This is a genomic window from Bradyrhizobium sp. USDA 4502 (assembly GCF_054063355.1).
This window is the reverse complement of record NZ_JBSSGF010000001.1, coordinates 5,841,527-5,857,961: the sequence shown is the minus strand read 5'-3', so window position 1 is coordinate 5,857,961 and position 16,435 is coordinate 5,841,527. Positions and strand designations below refer to the sequence as shown.

Below are 16,435 nucleotides of genomic sequence, written 5' to 3'. Positions count from 1 at the left end.
GATGGCGGCGGAAACGAATCCTTCAAGGAGCGGACCATGCGCATCGGCGTGCCCAAGGAAATCAAGGTCGAGGAATATCGGGTCGGGCTGACGCCTGCCTCGGTGCGGGAATATGTGGCGCACGGCCACGAGGTCGTGGTCCAGCGCGGCGCCGGTGACGGCATCGGTGCCGGCGACGACGTCTACACCCTGGCCGGCGCGCGCATCGCCGACACCGCCGAAGAAGTGTTTTCCGTCGCCGAGATGATCGTGAAAGTGAAGGAGCCGCAGCCGACCGAATGGATCAGGCTGCGCGAGGGACAGATCCTCTTCACCTATCTGCATCTCGCGCCCGACGTGCCGCAGACCTCGGGTCTGATCGCCTCCGGCTGCACGGCGGTGGCCTATGAGACGGTGACCGACGCACATGGCGGACTGCCGCTGCTCGCGCCGATGAGCGAAGTCGCCGGGCGGCTCGCGATCGAGGCCGCGGGCGTCGCGCTGCGCAAATCCGCCGACGGCATGGGCAAGCTGCTCGGTGGCGTGCCCGGCGTTCCGCCGGCGCGGGTTGCGATCATCGGCGGCGGCGTGGTCGGCACCCATGCGGCGCGGATGGCGGCAGGCCTTGGCAGCGAAGTCACCATTCTCGACCGCTCATTGCCGCGGCTGCGCGCGCTCGACGACCTCTTCCTCGGCCGCGTCCGCACCCGTTACGCCACGCTGGAAGCGATCGAGCAGGAGGTCTTCGCGGCTGATGTTGTGATCGGCGCGGTGCTGGTGCCGGGCGCCAGCGCGCCAAAGCTGGTGTCGCGCGCGCAGCTTGCAGGCATGAAACGCCGCGCGGTGCTGGTCGACGTCGCGATCGACCAGGGCGGCTGCTTCGAGACCTCGAAGCCGACCACGCATCAGGCGCCGACTTACCTCGTTGACGACATCGTGCATTATTGCGTCGCCAATATGCCGGGCGCGGTGCCGGTCACCTCGAGCCACGCGCTCAATCATGCCACCTTGCCGTTCGGGCTGGCGCTGGCATCGAAGGGGCTGCGCGCGCTGGTCGAGGATCCGCATCTGCGCGCCGGCCTCAACGTGCATCGCGGCCGCATCACCAACCGCGCCGTGGCCGAAAGCCAGCATCTGTCGGCCGTGATGCCGGAAGAAGCGCTGGCGTCGTAGGAAATTCGAAAGATCTAACTGCAGCGCGGGTCCCAACCTCCCCTTCAAAAGGGGAGGTTGCTTTGCTCGCCAGAGCAAAGCGGGTGGGGATCAACTCTCTCCACATAGAGCGTCGCCTGCGGCTGACCCCCATCCCGACCTTCCCCCTTTCAGGGGGAAGGAGAAGACAGATATTTAGTCCGAATGCTTCGCTTCATCCGGGCTACGGCTCCGTCATCCGCACGACGCGTTATGCGTCCCAAGAGGTCATTTCTCAACGAATCTTGGCCCGGCTTCATCTGTCAATTCTTTCAGCCGGCTCTGCATGACATCAATGATGTGCGCGCGCTTTGCCGCGATACGTTCGATGGGGCCGCCGATGCCGATAGCCAGCGGAGCGCGTCGCTTTGGCAGAGGAACGAGCATGCCTATTGTGTTTGCGCCCGGCGTCGTGCGGCCGCCTGACTCGGAATAGCCGCGGCGGCGAATGCGCTCGACCTCCTCGAGAAAGGCGGATTCGCGAACGCGCGCCGATTGACTCGGCTCCTCGGCGTTGTTGCGCCGGATAATGCCGCGAATTTTGGTGTTCGGCATTTGGCTCAGCAGCACATGTCCGAGCGCGGTCCGCACCATCGGTCGTATTTGACCGGCTTGTGCCGTGTACTGAAGCTGAGAGCCGCCAGGGACCACGTGCAGATATTGCATCCCGGCCGCGCCGGCCTGTTGTCCGAGCATGACGGTTTCGCCGCCCGTCGCGGTCCAGAGTTCCTCCATCAGATCGGTGAGCTTGGTATCACGGAACGGGGAACGACGGATCCAGTCACCGAGCAGATTGACCCGGTAACTGGGGATGAAGAGCCGGGTCTTTCGCTCGTATTCCAGGTAGTTCAATTCGACGAGACATCGAAGCAACATTGACGTGCTCGATTGCGGCATCTCCAACGCGGACGATATTTCGGTCACGGAAGCAGCCCGCTTTGTTTTCCGAAAGAACTCCAGAACTGCAAACGTCCGCATGGCCGATTTGACGATGGCCGTCTTATTCGGATTCGGCATGGCTGGCTCCTCGGTGGGTCAAGTACCGCACCTCCATCACATATGTGATGTTAGGGCAAAACTGCTTCACTTGACGACAACTTTGGCCCAGATTGGCGCCAATAAGATCAAGCCGCATGGAAACGCAGAGAGCAGGGGAAGGCGGATGCCCGGCCGAAGTTTGCTCGAGAAGATCTGGGGCCAGCATGTCATTGCTCGCCTCAGCGAAGACACAGACCTCCTTCATATCGACCGCCATCTGCTGCACGATCTCGGTGGCTCGCGCGGCCTGCTCGATCTGAAGAGCCGGAGCCTCAAGGTCCACAATCCCGAACTGACCTTTGCAACGCCGGATCACGCGCTGTCGACGGCGCCGGGCCGCGCCGGAACCAGCAAGATCGGACTGGAATTGCTGGCTGCGCTGCGGGTCGAGACCTCGGCGAGCGGCATCACGCTGTTCGACGTCGATCAGCCCGGCCAGGGCATCGTCCACGTCATCGGTCCGGAGCTCGGCCTGAGCCTGCCAGGCGCGACCATCGTCTGCGGCGACAGCCACACCTGCACCCATGGCGGCTTGGGGGCGCTCGCCTTCGGCATCGGATCGAGCGAGCTCACCCATGTGCTGGCGACGCAGGCGCTGATCCAGCGCCGCCCGAAGACGATGCGCGCGCGCTTCGAGGGCAAGCTGCCGCTCGGCGTCACCGCCAAGGACATGATCCTGGCGCTGATCGGCCATATCGGCGCCGCCGGCGGCACCGGCTATGCGGTCGAATATGCCGGCAGTGCGATCCGCGCGCTGCCGATCGAGGGCCGGCTCACGATCTGCAACCTCTCGATCGAGCTCGGCGCCAAGATGGGCATGGTCGCGCCGGACGAAAAGACGTTCGAATTCCTCCGCGGCCGTCCCTATGCGCCGCAAGGCGAGATGTGGGATCTCGCGGTGAAAGCGTGGCGCGAATTGCCGAGCGATCCCGACGCGGTGTTCGACCGCGAGGTCGTGATCGATGTCGAGAAGATCATCCCGCAGGTGACCTGGGGCATCAGCCCCGAGCACGTCGTCGGTGTCGACGGCGTGATTCCCGACCCGAAGGCGGTCGACGATCCCTTGCGGCGCGCCGCGATCGAGACTGCGCTCGAGTATATGGGCCTGCAAGGCGGGGCGCCGATCGCGGGCACGCCGGTCGATTGGGTGTTCATCGGCTCCTGCACCAACAGCCGGCTCAGCGATCTGCGCGCCGCGGCCGAGGTTGCGCGCGGCCGCAAGGTCGCGGCCGGGGTCCGCGCCTGGGTGGTACCAGGCTCGGAGAACGTCAAGCGCGAGGCGGTCGCCGAAGGGCTCGACAAGATCTTCATCGACGCCGGCTTCGAGTGGCGCGAGCCGGGCTGCTCGATGTGCCTTGCCGCCAATGGCGAGGTGGTGGCGCCCGGGCAGCGCTCGGTCTCGACCTCGAACCGCAATTTCGTCGGCCGGCAGGGGCCGCGCGCGCGGACGCATCTGGCGAGCCCCGCGAGTGCCGCAGCATCCGCCATTGCCGGTGCGATCGCCGATGTCAGGATGATGGGACGCTAGAGTATGCCAAAACCGTTCGACAAGCTCACCGCAACCGCCGCGCCGATCATGCGCGGCAATATCGATACCGACGTCATCATCCGCATCGAGCGGCTGGTGGGCAATTCGATCCGCGGCACGCTCGGTAAATGGGCGTTCGGCTCGCTGCGCTATCTGCCCGACGGCTCGGAGAATCCGGAGTTCATCCTGAACCGCGAGCCGTACCGCGAGGCGGAGATTCTGGTGACCGGGCCGAATTTCGGCTGCGGCTCCTCGCGCGAGGGCGCGGTGTGGTCGCTGCAGGAGCGCGGCATCCGCGCCATCATCGGCTCCGGCTTCGGCGACATCTTCTTCGCCAACTGCTTCCAGAACGGAATCCTGCCCGTCATCGTCGACAAGGCGGTGGTCGATCAGCTTGCCGCCGACATCGAGGCGACGCAGGGCGCGGGCAAGGTCTCGATCGACCTCGAGGCCCAGACCGTCGTCTCGCCGTCGGGCGCGCGGCATTCGTTCGAGATCGATCCGCGGCGGCGCGAGGGGCTGCTGAAGGGGCTCGACGAGGTGGCGCTGACGCTGCAGCGCGACGACGAAATCCACGCCTTCCAGGCCTCCGACCGCGCGGCGCGGCCATGGATTCATTCGACAACGACACCCGCTTCAAGGACACCGGCATGAGCACGCAATCCAACATGGTCAAGGTCGCCGTCGTCGGCGGCGAGGGCATCGGCCCCGAGGTCACCGCGCAGTCGCGTCGCGTGCTCGACTGGTTCGCGGCGAAGCGTAACGTGCCGATGACGCTGCGCGAGGCGCAATACGGCTTGATCCCGTATCTGGCGACCGGCAAGGTGCTGCCCGAGGACACCGCCGAGGCGATGGACGAGGCCGATGCGATCCTGTGGGGCGCGACCGGCGGGCCGGAGACCACCGAAGTGCCCGCGGCCGCGCGCAAGGCCGGCAGTCTGCTGGGGCTGCGCAGCAAATACGATCTCTACGCCAATCTGCGGCCGATCGTGGCGAGCCCGGCACTGTCGGCCTCCGCGCCGCTCAAGGCCGAGGTGCTCGACGGCGTCGATTTCGTCATCATCCGCGAATTGACCAGCGGCATCTATTTCGGCGAGCCGCGCGGCATCGAGACGCTGCCCGACGGCCAGCGCCGCGGCTTCAACACCGAGCAATACACCACGAACCAGATCCGCCGCGTGGCGCGCTCGGCCTTCGAACTGGCGCGGACCCGGCGTAACAAGGTCTGCTCGGTCGACAAGGCCAATGTGCTGGAGACCAGTGTGGTCTGGCGGGAGGAGGTGATCAAGCTGCACAAGGAGGAGTTCTCCGACGTCGAGCTGACCCATCTCTATGTCGACAACGCCGCGATGCAGATCGTGCGCGAACCGCGGCAGTTCGACGTGATGGTGACCGGCAACATCTTCGGCGACATCCTGTCGGACTGCGCGGCGATGGCTTCGGGCTCGCTCGGCATGCTGCCGTCGGCCTCGCTCGGCCCGGTCGATCGCTTCGGCCGGCGCAAGGCGCTCTATGAGCCGGTGCATGGCAGCGCGCCCGATATCGCGGGCAAGGGCATCGCCAATCCGCTCGGTTCGATCCTGAGTGTCGCGATGCTGCTGCGCCTGACGCTAAACCGGCCCGAGGACGCCGACCTGCTCGAGAAGGCGGTGCAGACCGCGCTGGCCTCCGGCGCCCGCACGGCCGATATCGCCGAGGCCGGGGCGAAAAAGCTGTCGACCGTCCAGATGGGCGATGCGGTGCTCGGCGCACTCGACAGGATCTCGGCCAAGGAGCACGCGTGATGGCGCGCCTCACCATGCCCCACATTTCAAGGCGATCGGCGCTGACGGTCATCGCCGCCGGCGGCGCCGCGCTGGCGACCGGGCGTGCGTGGGCGCAGGCGGCCGCGGGCCGCGCGATCTATCCGGTCGCGGTGCCAGTCTATCAGACGCAGTTCGTCGCCGACCGTATAGGCTACTTCAAGGAGGCCGGGCTCGACTGCAAGCTGGTGCAGGGCGGCAGCGGCGTGAAGACCCGCGAGATCATCGCCTCGTCGCAGGGCGATATCGGCATCGGCGACGTCACCCATCCGATGCAGCTGACCAATCACGGCCGCGCCGCGCGCGTGCTGTTGCCGGTCGACACGCGATCGAACTCGGTGATGTTCATTATCCGCAAGGATCTGAAGGACCAGGGCATCAACTCGCTGGAGGCGTTCACGCAATGGAAGCGGCCCGACGGCCGCAAGCCGATCGTCTCGGTCTCCTCGCTCGGCGGCACCAACCATGTCTGGTCGTCCTATTACATGGAAACCATGGGGCTTGACGACAAGGTGACCTGGATCGGCACCGGCAATGTCGACACCATGCTGGGATCGCTGAAGTCGAAGCAGGTCGATATCCTCGTCAGCTCGCTGTCGCTGTTGAACGAGGCACAGCAGCAGGGCTGGGGCGAATTGCTGTTCGATGGCACCGACGAGGCGATCTGGAACAAGCATATCGGCGGCAAGGTGCCGGTCACGGCGCATTTCACGCTGCAAGCCACCATCGACAAGGACCCGGCCAAGATGCAGGCCTACGTCACCGCGCTGTGGCGGGCCTCGCAGTGGATCAAGACTCACAAGCCGACCGAGGTCTACGACGCCATCGAGCCCTATGTCGGCAGCACCTCGCGCGAGGCCAATCTGCTGGAGATCACGTCGATCCAGAAGGTCGCGGATTATGAGGGCTCGATCGACGCCGCGAGCTTCGCTCGCGGCGAGAAGGTCTGGTTCCGCGAGATGACCGGCATCAAGCCGCTCAAGATCGCCGATGTGGTCAATTCGAACCTGATCGAAGCGGCGCGAAAGGCCTATCCGGGTTGAGCGCGCTCGAGACAAGCGCAACCGTATCGCCGCGCGCCTCGGCCGATCGCCGCGTCGAGGTCAAGGGCCTGAGCAAGTCGTTCCAGCTCGCCAAAACCACGATCGAGGCCGTGCGCGACGTCACCTTCGACGTCCGCCGCGGCGAGTTCGTCGCGCTGCTCGGGCCGTCGGGCTCCGGCAAGAGCACCGTGCTCAACATGATCGCCTCGCTGATCCGCCCGACCGGCGGCGAGATCCTGATCGACGGCAAGCGCGTCGTCGCCGGCAAGGCGACGCCCAATGTCGGCTATGTGTTCCAGCGCGACACACTGTTTCCGTGGCGGACCGTCGGCGACAATATCGGCTACGGGCTGGAGTTATCAGGCGTGCCGGCTCACGAACGGAACGAGCGCATCGCCGAATGCGTCGCGCAGGCCGGCCTGAAGGGATTCGAGAACGCCTATCCGTCGGCGCTGTCGGGCGGCATGCGCCAGCGCGCGGCGCTGATGCGGACGCTGATCGTCGAGCCGCAGATCCTGTTGATGGACGAGCCGTTCGGCGCGCTCGACACCCACACCAAGATCGACATGCACGAGGTGCTGCTTCGGATCTGGGAGCGCGAGCAGCAGACCGTGCTGTTCGTGACCCACGATCTCGGCGAGGCACTGACATTGGCCGACCGCATCATCCTGTTCTCGGCGCGGCCGGGCCGGATCAAGGACATGTTCGAGGTCGATTTCGACCGCCCGCGCGATGCGGTGAAGGTGCGCGAGACCCCGCATTATGCCGAGATGTTCCAGCACATCTGGCATTCGCTGGGCGAGGAATTCGTCAAGGGCCGCAGCACATGAAACGGTACGGCACGCTCGGCACGGTCGGCTGGCAGGTCTTGATCTGCGTTGTCGTGCTGTCAGTCTGGCAATGGGGCTACGACCTCCGCACCAAACTGCCCTGGCTGGTGCCCGACCTGCTCGATCCCTACTTCATCTCGAAGCCGTCGATGATCTTCGATAACTTCCTGATCCAGAGCTGCCTGACCTCGAAGCTCGGCGCCTTCAACAGCTGGTTCAACGGCGACTTCGGAAAGTGCCTGGCGCGCAACGAGAACAACCTCTGGGCCGCGACCGCCATTACCCTGAAGAATACCTTCTTCGGCTTCGTCACCGGCGTGGTCAGCGGCTTCGTCGCCGGACTGATCCTGGGACGATCCGATCGGCTGAGCGCGATCTTTCAGCCCTTCATCACCGCGGTGAATTCGATCCCGCGGATCGCGCTGGCGCCGATCATCGTGCTGGCATTCGGGATCGGCGACATGTCCAAGATCGTGACGTCGTGGATCGTCGTCGTGTTCCTGGTGTTCTTCAACACATTCGAGGGCGCCCGCTCGATCGACGAGGGTTTCACCAACGCGGCGCGGCTGCTCGGTGCCAGCGAGTGGCAGATCACCAGGACGGTGGTGATCCCCTCGACCATGGCCTGGGTGTTCGCCTCGCTGACGCCCGCGATCTCCTTCGCGCTGATCGGCGTGATCGTCGGCGAGTTCATCGGCGCCGAGCGCGGCATCGGTCGCCTCATCATCGAATCGGAGGCGCGCGGCGAGGCCTCGGGCATGATGGTTGCGGTCGTGGTGCTGATGCTGGTCGGCGTGGTGCTGTCGGCGATCATCTGGCGGCTGCAGGCCTATCTGTTGCGCTGGCAGCGGCAGCGCAGCGCCGAGTAGGCCGCGGGCCGTGGCGACGTCGCATTTGCCGCCACGGCCGGGCTGGATCTAGGCTGCATTTTCCGATGGCGAGGTCTCGCCGTCGAGCCAGTCCTGTTCCTTTGCCAGCGCGCGCCAAGCCGCTTCCATTCGCTTGAAGCGATTGTAGGTCGGCCCGTCGTCGGCACGCTCGGCAAGTTGCGCGCAGTTCTCCGCATTGTCGCGGAAGTGCTGTGACTGTTTCATGGAACGTCCTCCTATTAGTTAAGGACGTGGGACATCAATTCAGGCTATTCAACGCGTGGAACATGGGTATTTCGCCACACAGATGAATGCCTGTTCAGCGAGTTCCCGGCGCGATATTTCGCGACTGAGCGTGAGCAATTGCAGCACGGTCGATACAGGAACGGTGCGTCGCACTCGACGTTCCTCCTTCACGTCGCAACTGGAGGAGGAGAGACGGCATGAGGACGTATCTGCTAACCGCGGCCATGGTGACCGCGATCGCATCGCCTGTGTTCGCCGATGATATCGGTGTCCGCGCAGGTCCCGTCGGCGCAGGCGTAACGGTTGGTCGGGCACCCGAATATCGCGATCGCGATCGTGATCGCACCACGGTGATCAGGGAGCGTGAGCCGCGCCATGACCGGACCACGGTCATCAAGAAGCGGGACGAATTCGGCAATCGCAGCAAGACCGTCATCCATAACGACGACGATTGACGCCAACTCAGGCGATCTTGTGTGAGCATGAACGTCCGTCGCTGACCTCGTCACGGCGGACGTTTGCTTGGTGCCCCAGGCATGGAGCGACGATGGCGGCCGAGACGGAGCTCAAATTCCACGTTCCCGCGCGCAAGCTCAAGGGACTGAAGAAACCGCTGGTCGCCGGCAGCAAGAGCGGTGCACCATCCGAGAGCGATCTCGTCTCGACTTATTTCGACACCGCGAAGCACAAGCTCAAGCGGCACGGACTGACGTTGCGCGTGCGGCGGGATGGCGGCAACTATGTTCAGACTATCAAGTCGGGAGCGGGTCCGCAGTTTGAACGGGGCGAATGGGAGACTGACCTAGCGAACGGAAACCTCAACCTCGACAAGGCTGAAGGCACGCCGCTCGAAGACCTCGCGTCTGGCAGGCTGGGTCGCAAGCTGAAGCCGGTGTTCGAGACGTCGGTGCGGCGTATCACCGTGCCGCTGCGGACCAAACGCAGCGAGATCGAACTCGCGATCGATCGCGGCTGCACCACGGCCGGGCACCGTTCGCGCCGAATCGACGAGGTCGAACTCGAGCTCAAGAGCGGCCGCCCGCTCGACCTGTTCCGGGTCGCCAGGGCGCTGGAGCGGAAGGCGGCGGCGGAGCTCGATCTGCGTTCGAAAGCCGAACACGGCTATGAACTTGCCGATGGCGAGGAGCATGTCGTCGTCTCCGCCGGGAGCATCGTGCTCGACGCCGGACTTACCGCCGGCGCGGCGTTTCGGGTAATCGCGCGCGCCGCGCTTCGTCATTTCTCGTCGAATGCCGATGCCGTCCGCGAGAGCGAGGCGGAAGGCATTCACCAAATGCGGGTCGGGTTGCGGCGGCTGCGCGCCGCGATCTCGCTGTTCTCGAAGATCCTCACCGTAGCCCCGACGGAAGACATCAAGACGCAGCTGAAATGGCTCACCAACGCGCTCGCGCCGGCGCGCGAGCTTGATGTGTTCGTCAAGGAAGATATCGAGCCAGCATCGCATGACGCGCTGCTGCGGCGCGGCGGCAAAGCGATCCGGCAGGAGTTTTCCGGCCGCCGCGATCGTGCATTTGCCGGCGCGAGGCACGCGGTCAATTCGCGGCGCTATCGCTCCATGCTGATCGACACGTTGCAATGGATCGAGGCAAAGCGGACCATTGCCGCGGAGGACGAAGGCGGTCCGATCGAGGACTTCGCCGCCGCGCTGCTGCATCGCCGCATCAGGAAGCTGCGCAAGGATGGCCGGCGTCTCGACGAGCTGTCGGCCCGGGAGCGGCACAAGGTGCGCATCAGGGCCAAGAAGCTCAGATACGCGATCGATTTCTTCGAAAGCCTGTTTCCGCGCAAGGGTGAACGCAAGCAACTCGCGCGGCTGTCCAGGCACCTGAAGCGGGTCCAGGATGCGCTTGGCTCGCTCAACGATTTTGTCGCGCACCGCAAGCTGGCGGTCGATGCGACGCTGAAGTCCCCGCATCGGAAAGAGCGCGCCAGCGCCTTTGCCTCGGGCGTTGTGCTTGGCCGAGAGGAACAGGCGGTCAAGCCGCTGATCAAGGTCGCCGCGAAGGAAGTGCGAGGACTCCAGAAATTTTGACGAGCGTGTGGTGGCGAACCTCGGACATCTATGCTGCTGGTGATGCCCCCGACTGCCTCTCCCGCTCGGCCGCTTCGATGCGACATTCCTCTGCGTAGGCACGCAGGCGCTCGGCCGTCAACGAGTCCATGCCGGTGCGTGCCAGCCGCTCGGCGCGGTCGGCCTGATCTCTGAGATCATTGATGGTCCGGGTCATGTGTGCCTCCATGCCCGGACAATTTGAATCGAATTGCGACGTTCCCCGGCCGGTCAGGACGTGGCTAACGGGTGGTTAAGGAGGCACGGTTGCTCAGGTCACCGGCGCCGGGTTGAACAGCGTCAGATCGTTGTGGATGCCCCAGCGGTCCGACCACGGCTTGGTGCGCCCGCTCGCGACGTCGAGGATCAGGCGGAACAGGTCCCAGCCGGTTTCCTCGATGGTCTTCTCGCCGGTGGCGATGCAGCCGGCGTCGAAATCGATCAGGTCCTTCCAGCGTCGTGCCAGCTCGCTGCGGGTCGCGACCTTGATGACCGGCGCGGCGGCGAGGCCATAGGGCGTGCCGCGGCCGGTAGTGAACACCTGCAAGGTCATGCCGGAGGCGAGCTGCAGCGTGCCGCAGATGAAGTCGCTCGCCGGCGTCGCCGCAAACAGCATGCCCTTCTGCCGCGCCTTCTCGCCCGGCGACAGCACGCCCGCGATCGGGCCGGAGCCCGACTTGACGATCGAGCCGAGCGACTTCTCGACGATGTTGGCGAGCCCGCCCTTCTTGTTGCCCGGCGTGGTGTTGGCGCTGCGGTCGGCGCCGCCGCGCGCGAGATAGCCGTCATACCATTCCATCTCGCGGATCAGGGCGCGGCCGACATCCTCGTTGACGGCGCGGCGGGTCAGCAGCTGGATCGCGTCGCGCACCTCGGTGACTTCCGAGAACATCACGGTCGCGCCGGCGCGCACCAAGAGGTCCGCGGCAAAGCCCACCGCGGGGTTCGCGGTGACGCCGGAGAACGCGTCGCTGCCGCCGCATTGCAGGCCGATCACAAGGTCAGCGGCCGGGCAGGTCTCGCGCTTGCGCGCGTTGAGCACCTTCAGCCGGGCCTCGGCCTGGGTCATGATGGCGTCGACGATGGCGCCGAAGCCGTCAAACGCCTCGTCCTGCATCCGCACGATGGCATCGCCGACGCCCTCCGGCACCAGCCGTTCGGGCGCGAGCTTCTCGCAGCCGAGTCCGACGACAAGGATCTCGCCGCCGAAATTCGGATTGAGCGCGAGATTCTGCAGGGTGCGGATCGGCACCACGGCGTCGGGCGCCGTGATCGCGACGCCGCAGCCATAGGCGTGCGTCAACGGCACGACGTCGTCGACATTGGGATATTTCGGCAAGAGCTCGGCGCGGATGCGCTTCACGGCATATTCCATCGTGCCCTTGACGCATTGCACGGAGGAGGAGATGCCGAGGATGTTCTTGGTGCCGACCGAGCCGTCGGGATTGCGATAGCCCTCGAAGGTGAAGCCTTCGAGCGGCGGCAGCGCGGGCGGCACCGCGGTCGCGATCTCGAGCTGATCGAGCGGTGGCGCCTCGGGCATGCGGATGCGTGCCTCGTCGACCCACTCACCGGCCAGGATCGGCGACAGCGCCGTGCCGATCACCTCGCCATAGCGGACGATCGGCGCGCCCTCGGCGATGTCTTCGAGCGCGGTCTTGTGGCCCTGCGGCACGAAAGCACGCAGCGTCAGGCCGCACGCGAAGCGGGAGCCGGCGGGCAGCCCGAAATCATTCACGACGATCGCGACATTGTCGCGCTCGTTGAGCTTGATGTAGCGGGGCTGCTCCTGCGCGCCGATCGACTGGTCCATGCCGTATTCCTCCTGGCTTCACTTCACCTCTCCCGCTTGCGGGGGGAGGTCGGATCGCATCGAAGATGCGATCCGGGTGGGGGCTCTCTCCACAGTATGATTCGTGGAGAGAGCCCCACCCCGACCCTCTCCCGCAAGCGGGAGAGGGGGCGCGGCGTCTTACGAGGCTGCACTCTGTTCCAACTGCTTCAGCCCGGGAACGTGTAAGCCGTCTTCACCGTGGTGTAGAACTCGCGGGCATAGGCACCCTGTTCGCGTGCGCCGTAGCTCGAGCCTTTGCGGCCGCCGAACGGGACGTGGTAGTCGACGCCGGCGGTCGGCAGGTTGACCATCACCATGCCGGCTTCGCTGTTGCGCTTGTAGTGCGAGGCGTATTTCAGGCTTGACGTGCAGATGCCCGAGGCGAGGCCGAACTCGGTGTCGTTCGAGATCGCCAGCGCCTCTTCATAATCCTTGGCGCGGATCACGCAGGCCACCGGGCCAAAGATCTCCTCGCGGGCGATGCGCATCTGGTTGGTCGCCTCGGTGAACAGCGCCGGCTGCAGATAGAAGCCGGGCGTCTCGCGGTTCAACAATTCGCCGCCCCAGTGCAGGCGGGCGCCTTCATCCTGGCCGATCTTGATGTAGCGGAGGTCCTGGTCGAGCTGGCTCTGGTCGACCACCGGGCCGACATGCACGCCGCTCTTCAGCGCGTCATCCACCGAAAGCCCCTTCATCCGCTCGGTCATCGCGGCAACGAAGCGGTCGTGAATTCCCGCCGTGACGATCAGGCGCGAGGACGCGGTGCAGCGCTGGCCCGTCGAGAAATAGGCCCCGTTGACGGCGACCTCGACCGCGACCTTCACGTCGGCGTCGTCGAGAACGACCAGCGGGTTCTTGCCGCCCATCTCGAGCTGGAACTTCTTCATGGGGTTGGAGAGCACGCAGGCCTGCGCGATCTTGCGGCCGGTCTGCACCGAGCCGGTGAAGGAGATCGCTGCGACATCGGGATGATCGAGCAGGGTCTGGCCGACCACCGAGCCCGAGCCGACCACGAGGTTGAAGACCCCCGCCGGAATGCCGGAACGCGCGATGATCTCGGACAGTGCATGGGCGGAGCCCGGCACCAGCTCGGCCGGCTTGAACACCACCGTGTTGCCGTAGCAAAGCGCCGGCGCGATCTTCCACGCCGGGATTGCGATCGGGAAATTCCATGGCGTGATCATGCCGACGACGCCGACGGGCTCGCGGGTGATCTCAACGTCGAGGCCGGGGCGCACCGATGCGCCTTTCTCGCCCAGCAGCCGCAGCGCTTCGCCGGCGAAGAATGCGAAGATCTGTCCGGCGCGCGCCACCTCGCCGATGCCTTCCGGCAGCGTCTTGCCCTCCTCGCGGGCGAGCAGGCGGCCGAGCTCTTCCTTGCGGGCGAGGATTTCGACCGAGATCCTGGTCAGCGCGTCGAAGCGTTCCTGCGGCGTCGAGCGCGCCCAGGCCGGGAATGCGGCCTTCGCGGCGGCGATCGCCTTTTCGGTCTGCGCCTTGTCGGCCTTGGCGTATTCGCCGACGACATCGGTCGTGTTGGAGGGGTTGATGTCCCGCGTGATGCCTGTTCCGTCGACCCATTCGCCGGCGATGAAGTTCTTCTGGTGAGCGGTCATGTTTCCAACCTTTCTTGTTAGCGCACGAGGCAGGGACGCTTGTCGTCGAAGGTCCACCCCTGGATCAGGAACTGCATGGCCAGCGCGTCGTCGCGGGCGCCGAGACCATGCTGTTTGTATAGCGCGTTCGCGGCCTCGATGGCACCGCGATCGAGCTCGATGCCGAGGCCCGGCCGATCCGGGATCGCGATCTTGCCGCCCTTGATCTGCAGCGGCTGGCGCGTCAACGCCTGGCCGTCCTGCCAGATCCAGTGGGTGTCGATCGCGGTCACCTTGCCGGGCGCGGCGGCGCCGACATGGGTGAACATCGCCAGCGAAATATCGAAATGGTTGTTCGAGTGCGAGCCCCAGGTCAGGCCGTTGTCGCGGCAGGTCTGCGCGACCCGCACCGAGCCCTGCATGGTCCAGAAATGCGGATCGGCGAGCGGAATGTCGACTGCGCCAAGCCGCAATGCGTGCGAGAGCTGGCGCCAGTCGGTCGCGATCATGTTGGTCGCGGTCGGCAGCCCGGTGGCGCGGCGGAACTCGGCCATGATCTCACGGCCGGAGAAGCCGGCCTCGGCGCCGCAGGGATCCTCGGCATAGGCGAGCACGCCATGCATGTTGCTGCACAGCCGGATCGCCTCGTCGAGCGACCAGGCGCCGTTCGGGTCGAGCGTGACGCGCGCCTTCGGGAAGCGTTTTGCAATTGCGGTGACGGCCTCGATCTCCTCTTCGCCCCTGAGCACGCCACCCTTGAGCTTGAAATCGGCAAAGCCGTAATGCGCCTGCGTCGCTTCGGCGAGGCGCACGATGGCATCCGGCGTCATTGCAACCTGATGGCGCAGATCGAACCAGTCGGGCTTGCCGGTCTCGCCCTCGACGTAAGGAAGGTTGGTCTTCCTGCGGTCGCCGACGAAGAAGAGATAGCCGAGCGTCTCGACGCTTGAGCGCTGCTGGCCTTCGCCAAGCAGCGCCGCGACCGGGAGATTGAGATGCTGGCCGAGCAGGTCGAGCAGCGCGGATTCCACCGCGGTGACCGCGTGAATGGTGATGCGGAGGTCGAAGGTCTGCTTGCCGCGGCCGCCTGCGTCGCGATCGGCGAAGGCCTGGCGCATCGAGGCCAGGATGTTGTTGCAGGCGCCGATGGTCTGGCCGACGACGAGGCCGCTTGCGTCCTCGAGCGTCTTCTTGATCTTCTCGCCGCCCGGCACCTCGCCGACGCCGGTGTGGCCGGAGTTGTCGGTGAGGATAACGAGGTTGCGGGTGAAGAACGGCGCATGCGCGCCGCTCAGATTGAGGAGCATGCCGTCGCGGCCGGCGACCGGGATCACCTCCATCGCCGTGACAACGGGTGCCCCGGCAAAGCCGGTGCGGATCGTGTCCTGGATCATCTGCTCCTCCCCTTCGTCCTTTGCTGTTTTCGCGGCCGTTCAGCTTATTCTGCCGCCTGCTGCGCGGCGGCCCGCGGCAGCTTTGCTACCAGCGCCGCGAGCTCGGCGATCTCCTGCTCGGTAAGATCGGTCAGCGGCGGCCGCACCGGGCCGGAGTAGCGGCCAATCACCTTCATGCCGGCCTTGATGATCGACACCGCATAACCCTTCTTGCGGTTGCGTATCGCGATCAGCGGCAGGATGAAATCCTTCAGGCCTGCATGGATGGTCTGATGATCGCGCCGGCGCACCGCGGCGTAGAAATTGGTGGCGAATTCGGGCACGAAATTGAACACCGCCGACGAATAGGTGGTCACGCCCATGTCGAGATAGGGCAGGGCGAAGGTCTCCGCGGTCGGCAGGCCGCCGATATAGGTCAGGCGATCGCCGAGCCGGGTGTAGACGCGGGTCATCAGCTCGATATCGCCGATGCCGTCCTTGTAGCCGACGAGGTTCGGGCAGCGCTCGCAGAGGCGCGCCAGCGTATCGGGCTGCAGGATCGCATTGTCGCGGTTGTAGACGATGACGCCGATCTTGACCGACGAACACACCGCCTCGACATGGGCGGCGAGGCCGTCCTGCTCGGCATGCGTGAGATAGGGCGGCAGCAGCAGCAGGCCGTCGGCACCGGCCTTCTCGGCGCCGACAGCGATCTCGCGCGCGATCGCGGTGCCGTAGCCGGTGCCGGCCAGCACGGGAACGCGACCCTTGGTCTCGTCGACCGCGATCTTCACGACGTGCGGAACTTCACTTGGCGTCAGCGAGAAGAACTCGCCGGTGCCGCCGGCGGCGAACAGGCCGGCGACGTCATAGCCGCACAGCCAGTCCATGTTGGCGCGATAGGTCGCCTCGTCGAACGAATAATCCGCGTTGAACGGGGTCACGGGGAAGGACAGGAGGCCGCCACCGATTCTAGCGGCCATCTCCTGAGGGGTCATCTTGCTCATGGCGCCACTCCTTGAATGTTTCTGGGAAC

16 protein-coding genes are annotated in these 16,435 nt (G+C 65.5%); 9 read left to right on the top strand and 7 right to left on the bottom strand.

Annotated features, from left to right (window positions below):
- The first annotated feature begins 36 nt into the window (after positions 1-36).
- Complete coding sequence (gene ald, locus ACVW1B_RS27330; protein WP_253607058.1) at positions 37-1,152, top strand: alanine dehydrogenase; 1,116 nt, start codon at positions 37-39, stop codon at positions 1,150-1,152.
- A 246-nt stretch (positions 1,153-1,398) separates the two neighbouring features.
- On the opposite strand, the gene ACVW1B_RS27325 is transcribed toward ald, so the two are convergent.
- A complete protein-coding gene (locus ACVW1B_RS27325; RefSeq protein ID WP_253607059.1) occupies positions 1,399-2,187 on the bottom strand; it encodes an IclR family transcriptional regulator in 789 nt (262 codons plus the stop codon).
- Positions 2,188-2,332: 145 nt separating this feature from the next.
- On the opposite strand from ACVW1B_RS27325, the gene leuC reads away from it, so the two are divergent.
- From leuC to ACVW1B_RS27295, 6 genes are read left to right on the top strand one after another with little or no spacing between them, the layout of a single operon-like run.
- A complete protein-coding gene (leuC, locus tag ACVW1B_RS27320) occupies positions 2,333-3,736 on the top strand; it encodes a 3-isopropylmalate dehydratase large subunit (protein ID WP_253607060.1) in 1,404 nt (467 codons plus the stop codon).
- A 3-nt stretch (positions 3,737-3,739) separates the two neighbouring features.
- A complete protein-coding gene (gene leuD, locus ACVW1B_RS27315; protein ID WP_057016901.1) occupies positions 3,740-4,390 on the top strand; it encodes a 3-isopropylmalate dehydratase small subunit in 651 nt (216 codons plus the stop codon).
- Entirely contained in the window at positions 4,387-5,520 is a 1,134-nt protein-coding gene (gene leuB / locus ACVW1B_RS27310) for a 3-isopropylmalate dehydrogenase (protein WP_253609891.1), read from the top strand. Before leuD ends, leuB begins: the two co-directional genes overlap by 4 nt.
- Positions 5,520-6,581, top strand: a complete 1,062-nt coding sequence (locus ACVW1B_RS27305; protein WP_141340739.1) for an ABC transporter substrate-binding protein — start codon at positions 5,520-5,522, stop codon at positions 6,579-6,581. The genes leuB and ACVW1B_RS27305 overlap by 1 nt, the downstream gene beginning before the upstream one ends.
- Entirely contained in the window at positions 6,578-7,411 is an 834-nt protein-coding gene (locus ACVW1B_RS27300; protein WP_253607061.1) for an ABC transporter ATP-binding protein, read from the top strand. The genes ACVW1B_RS27305 and ACVW1B_RS27300 overlap by 4 nt, the downstream gene beginning before the upstream one ends.
- A complete protein-coding gene (locus ACVW1B_RS27295; RefSeq protein WP_057016904.1) occupies positions 7,408-8,280 on the top strand; it encodes an ABC transporter permease in 873 nt (290 codons plus the stop codon). Before ACVW1B_RS27300 ends, ACVW1B_RS27295 begins: the two co-directional genes overlap by 4 nt.
- A gap of 48 nt (positions 8,281-8,328) precedes the next feature.
- Here the strand turns inward: ACVW1B_RS27295 and ACVW1B_RS27290 are convergent, their stop codons facing one another.
- Positions 8,329-8,505 (bottom strand): hypothetical protein, encoded by a 177-nt coding sequence (locus tag ACVW1B_RS27290; protein WP_168857282.1) that lies wholly within the window; start codon positions 8,503-8,505, stop codon positions 8,329-8,331.
- Between the two features lie 218 nt (positions 8,506-8,723).
- Here ACVW1B_RS27290 and ACVW1B_RS27285 point away from each other — a divergent pair, with 218 nt between their 5' ends.
- A complete protein-coding gene (locus ACVW1B_RS27285; protein WP_057016905.1) occupies positions 8,724-8,981 on the top strand; it encodes a hypothetical protein in 258 nt (85 codons plus the stop codon).
- Between the two features lie 92 nt (positions 8,982-9,073).
- Positions 9,074-10,579: a CYTH and CHAD domain-containing protein gene (locus ACVW1B_RS27280; RefSeq protein ID WP_253607062.1), complete on the top strand. Its 1,506-nt coding sequence runs from the start codon at positions 9,074-9,076 to the stop codon at positions 10,577-10,579.
- A gap of 28 nt (positions 10,580-10,607) precedes the next feature.
- On the opposite strand, the gene ACVW1B_RS27275 is transcribed toward ACVW1B_RS27280, so the two are convergent.
- From ACVW1B_RS27275 to kdgD, 5 genes are all read right to left on the bottom strand, one after another.
- Positions 10,608-10,775 carry a hypothetical protein gene (locus tag ACVW1B_RS27275; protein WP_168857280.1) on the bottom strand — a complete coding sequence of 56 codons (168 nt, stop codon included), beginning with the start codon at positions 10,773-10,775 and terminating at the stop codon, positions 10,608-10,610.
- Positions 10,776-10,868: 93 nt separating this feature from the next.
- The gene (garD, locus tag ACVW1B_RS27270; protein WP_253607063.1) at positions 10,869-12,410 is read right to left on the bottom strand and encodes a galactarate dehydratase; all 1,542 of its coding nucleotides are present in this window, start codon (positions 12,408-12,410) and stop codon (positions 10,869-10,871) included.
- 188 nt (positions 12,411-12,598) lie between these two features.
- Complete coding sequence (locus tag ACVW1B_RS27265; protein WP_456792890.1) at positions 12,599-14,047, bottom strand: aldehyde dehydrogenase family protein; 1,449 nt, start codon at positions 14,045-14,047, stop codon at positions 12,599-12,601.
- Positions 14,048-14,064: 17 nt separating this feature from the next.
- Positions 14,065-15,420 (bottom strand): glucarate dehydratase, encoded by a 1,356-nt coding sequence (gene gudD / locus ACVW1B_RS27260; RefSeq protein WP_253607065.1) that lies wholly within the window; start codon positions 15,418-15,420, stop codon positions 14,065-14,067.
- Between the two features lie 44 nt (positions 15,421-15,464).
- Positions 15,465-16,406 carry a 5-dehydro-4-deoxyglucarate dehydratase gene (gene kdgD / locus ACVW1B_RS27255; protein ID WP_253607066.1) on the bottom strand — a complete coding sequence of 314 codons (942 nt, stop codon included), beginning with the start codon at positions 16,404-16,406 and terminating at the stop codon, positions 15,465-15,467.
- Positions 16,407-16,435 lie beyond the last annotated feature (29 nt).

Bases quoted from the DNA above. Each gene is read 5' to 3' on its own strand.
- leuB (WP_253609891.1), top strand. From the start codon at position 4,387: ATGAGCACGCAATCCAACATGGTCAAGGTCGCCGTCGTCGGCGGCGAG.
- gudD (WP_253607065.1), bottom strand. From the start codon at position 15,420: ATGATCCAGGACACGATCCGCACCGGCTTTGCCGGGGCACCCGTTGTC.
- ACVW1B_RS27280 (WP_253607062.1), top strand. From the start codon at position 9,074: ATGGCGGCCGAGACGGAGCTCAAATTCCACGTTCCCGCGCGCAAGCTC.
- ACVW1B_RS27305 (WP_141340739.1), top strand. From the start codon at position 5,520: ATGGCGCGCCTCACCATGCCCCACATTTCAAGGCGATCGGCGCTGACG.
- ACVW1B_RS27325 (WP_253607059.1), bottom strand. From the start codon at position 2,187: ATGCCGAATCCGAATAAGACGGCCATCGTCAAATCGGCCATGCGGACG.
- ACVW1B_RS27285 (WP_057016905.1), top strand. From the start codon at position 8,724: ATGAGGACGTATCTGCTAACCGCGGCCATGGTGACCGCGATCGCATCG.
- ald (WP_253607058.1), top strand. From the start codon at position 37: ATGCGCATCGGCGTGCCCAAGGAAATCAAGGTCGAGGAATATCGGGTC.
- kdgD (WP_253607066.1), bottom strand. From the start codon at position 16,406: ATGAGCAAGATGACCCCTCAGGAGATGGCCGCTAGAATCGGTGGCGGC.
- ACVW1B_RS27290 (WP_168857282.1), bottom strand. From the start codon at position 8,505: ATGAAACAGTCACAGCACTTCCGCGACAATGCGGAGAACTGCGCGCAA.
- garD (WP_253607063.1), bottom strand. From the start codon at position 12,410: ATGGACCAGTCGATCGGCGCGCAGGAGCAGCCCCGCTACATCAAGCTC.
- ACVW1B_RS27265 (WP_456792890.1), bottom strand. From the start codon at position 14,047: ATGACCGCTCACCAGAAGAACTTCATCGCCGGCGAATGGGTCGACGGA.
- leuD (WP_057016901.1), top strand. From the start codon at position 3,740: ATGCCAAAACCGTTCGACAAGCTCACCGCAACCGCCGCGCCGATCATG.
- ACVW1B_RS27295 (WP_057016904.1), top strand. From the start codon at position 7,408: ATGAAACGGTACGGCACGCTCGGCACGGTCGGCTGGCAGGTCTTGATC.
- ACVW1B_RS27275 (WP_168857280.1), bottom strand. From the start codon at position 10,775: ATGACCCGGACCATCAATGATCTCAGAGATCAGGCCGACCGCGCCGAG.
- leuC (WP_253607060.1), top strand. From the start codon at position 2,333: ATGCCCGGCCGAAGTTTGCTCGAGAAGATCTGGGGCCAGCATGTCATT.